The 2,505-nt window shown below is 48.3% G+C and carries 3 protein-coding genes; all 3 read right to left on the bottom strand.

The window, feature by feature from the left end; all coding sequences use genetic code 11:
* Window positions 1–770 (bottom strand): virulence-associated E family protein (locus GPK89_RS14775; RefSeq protein WP_252261705.1); only part of this gene is annotated, 770 nt, incomplete at its 3' end.
* Between the two features lie 16 nt (window positions 771–786).
* Window positions 787–1,407: a CHC2 zinc finger domain-containing protein gene (locus tag GPK89_RS14770; protein ID WP_055163298.1), complete on the bottom strand. Its 621-nt coding sequence runs from the start codon at window positions 1,405–1,407 to the stop codon at window positions 787–789.
* A 60-nt stretch (window positions 1,408–1,467) separates the two neighbouring features.
* Window positions 1,468–2,505 (bottom strand): serine/arginine repetitive matrix protein 2 (locus tag GPK89_RS14765; protein ID WP_252261704.1); only part of this gene is annotated, 1,038 nt, incomplete at its 5' end.

The following is a 2,505-nucleotide window of genomic DNA, read 5'->3' as shown; positions in this document are numbered from 1 at the left end:
TCGGGGTAAACCATGACCGGCACGAAACGGCGGTTGCCTGTGCGGTCAAGGGGTAGGAAGTCCAGAGTATTTGACGAACCGCCAAACACGCATTGTCGCTTGCGGTCTGCCGGATGTGTCTCATAGGGGACTTTGTAGGTCTCTTTCTGTCTGCTCAAAAAGGACTTGATTTCCTCAATACTCTTTGCATTGGCTGTGGCTATCATCTCCGACATCTCGATTATCCAATGCCCTTGCATTTTGCGGTACACATTTTCATCATCCAGCTTTTTAAGGTCATCGGTAAACCAATCGTCCTTGACCGCAAGCAGACGGAAGAAAGAGGACTTTCCGGCTCCTTGCCCTCCGACAAGGCATAGCATGACTTCAAACTTGCACCCCGGCTTAAAGGCTCGGCTGATTGCCCCAAGCAGAAACAGCTTCAAGGCTTCATAGGTATAATCATCGGCATCCGACCCAAGAAAGCGGTGCAGACAAAAGCGTATGCGTTCCTGTCCGTCCCACTCCAAGCCGTTCAGAAAATCGCAGACAGGGTGGTAGCGGTTTTCGTTGGCAATAACCAATGCGGCATCCTCGATTTTCTTCTCAACCGTCAAGCCGTAGTGTTCTTCAAAGTAGAGAAGCAGATATTTAATATCCACATCGGTCAGAGTGGAGCTTTCACGATACCAACCAAGCGGCTTTACAATGTCGGTGCGTTCCGTCAACAGATTTTTGCGGATAGCACCTTTCAGTAGAGGGTCATTCTGAAATACCGTCTTGTAATTCATGGCGGTATTCGCAGGCTTACCTTGCTGTGTCAGTTCTAATCGGTCTCGAATTTCCTCTCTGGCGGCTGTCTGCAAATCTTCGTTCAAGTTTCATCACCTCGTTTCTTTGCTCGGCTACAAGTGCCTTTCTATCTTCAAGTGTTCCGTCAATCAAAATATCAAGGAGATATTCAATATAATCTCTCTTGTTCAAGGCTTCTGTAAATAGCGGATGCCATTCGTCCTCTGGCTGCTTCGGTGCATAGTCCTTTTCCCACGCTCGGAGCTTGTGGAAGTAATCGGACAGCACACGAAAGCACCGTTTTTCCTCCGCTTCAAACTTCTGTTTGGCGGTAGGCTCTCGGATTTTTGCCACGATGGACGGCTTGCCGTTTCGGTCATAAGCGATACCGAAATCGTCAGCCAGTTTCATAGCGGCTTCTTTGCTCGGCAATTCAAACAGTCGGGAAACAAAGTCAACGGCATCCCCATCCGCACCGCAGCCGAAACAATGAAAACGCTTATCCACTTTCATGCTCGGTGTGCGGTCATTGTGAAACGGACAGGCTATCATTCCGGCTCGGTTTACACGAAAGCCGTAAAACTCTGCCGCCTGCCTTGTCGTGACCGACTGCTTTACTGCTTCAAATACATTCATTATCAACCTCCCAAAATGGAAAAAGCACCTGTCATTCTCAAATCGAAAATGGCAAGTGCCTTAAAGTTCCATATTCTGTTTTTTGTGCGGACGGTGTTCGCTCCGTCTCGCTTCATTTTCCTGTTTTGCCAGTTCCTTGTTTCTTTCAAGTCTGGCAAGGATGGAGGGCTTGACCTTTTCCTTAATCTGCTCTTTGCTCGTTTTCTTGACCTCCGGCGAAAGAAGTCTGGACTGGATTTTCTGCAATGCAGACTGCATGGCATTTTTGATTTTGCCAATCACGCCATCCAAACGGCTGATTGCATAGTCACGCTCTTTCTTCGGTGCTTTGCGTTCCGGCGATTGAAGCCATGTCTTTGTTTCCTCAATCAGCCGAATGTCCTCCTTGTGGGTTTCCACTCTGACTGTATCTGTCACGACCTCCACCGCCTTGTCATAGGCAATATCGGCAACATCATCAATCAGCGTTTCCACATCCTCGATTTTCAAAGTCAGTTCCTCTAATCTCTGCTCCTGTACCTCCAACTGCTCTTTTTGTTTGGCAAGAATGAAGTCCTGTTTTTCAAGATAGGCTCGCCCTCCATATTCCGGCTCTTGCTCCAAATGCAGACCATGCCTTTTTGCAATATCAAAGAGCATGGCACGACAGGCAGAATCGAAAGTCATTTTTCGGTTGTTGTGTCTGCCTTGCTTCTTGGTGGGGTCTGGCAGTTCAAAGCCTAATGCTTCAAGTGCCTTTTCCTGTTGTGGGCAAATCTCGCCGTAGCGGTTTTCACAGTCGAATACATGGCGTTCTTGAATGTGCGGTGTCGCTTCATCCAGATGTAATGCCCAATCCAGAATGTGAACATGAGAGCCGAAACGCCGTTCCATCTCCACGAAGAAATCCGTCACGACTTTCAGCAGAACATCAGGCGAAACATGGTCGCCCATCTTTCCGATCTGATAGATGGTTTCCTCCGGGCAAGTCCTTTTGTCTTTAAGCAAATCCGTTGTGGTGCGGTTGCGTTCCGAGTGCCTGTTCTTATCGTTTCTGGCGTTCTGTGCTTCGACATAAGCACCGTATTTTGCGGAGTAGAACAGTTCCTCCACTTCCTC

The organism is Gemmiger formicilis, from assembly GCF_018784445.1.
Classification (GTDB): domain Bacteria; phylum Bacillota; class Clostridia; order Oscillospirales; family Ruminococcaceae; genus Gemmiger.
This window is presented reverse-complemented; position numbering and strand designations above follow the sequence as displayed.

What these genes read in the sequence shown, in the direction of transcription:
- GPK89_RS14770 (WP_055163298.1), bottom strand. Translation starts at nt 1,407, where the DNA reads ATGAATGTATTTGAAGCAGTAAAGCAGTCGGTCACGACAAGGCAGGCG.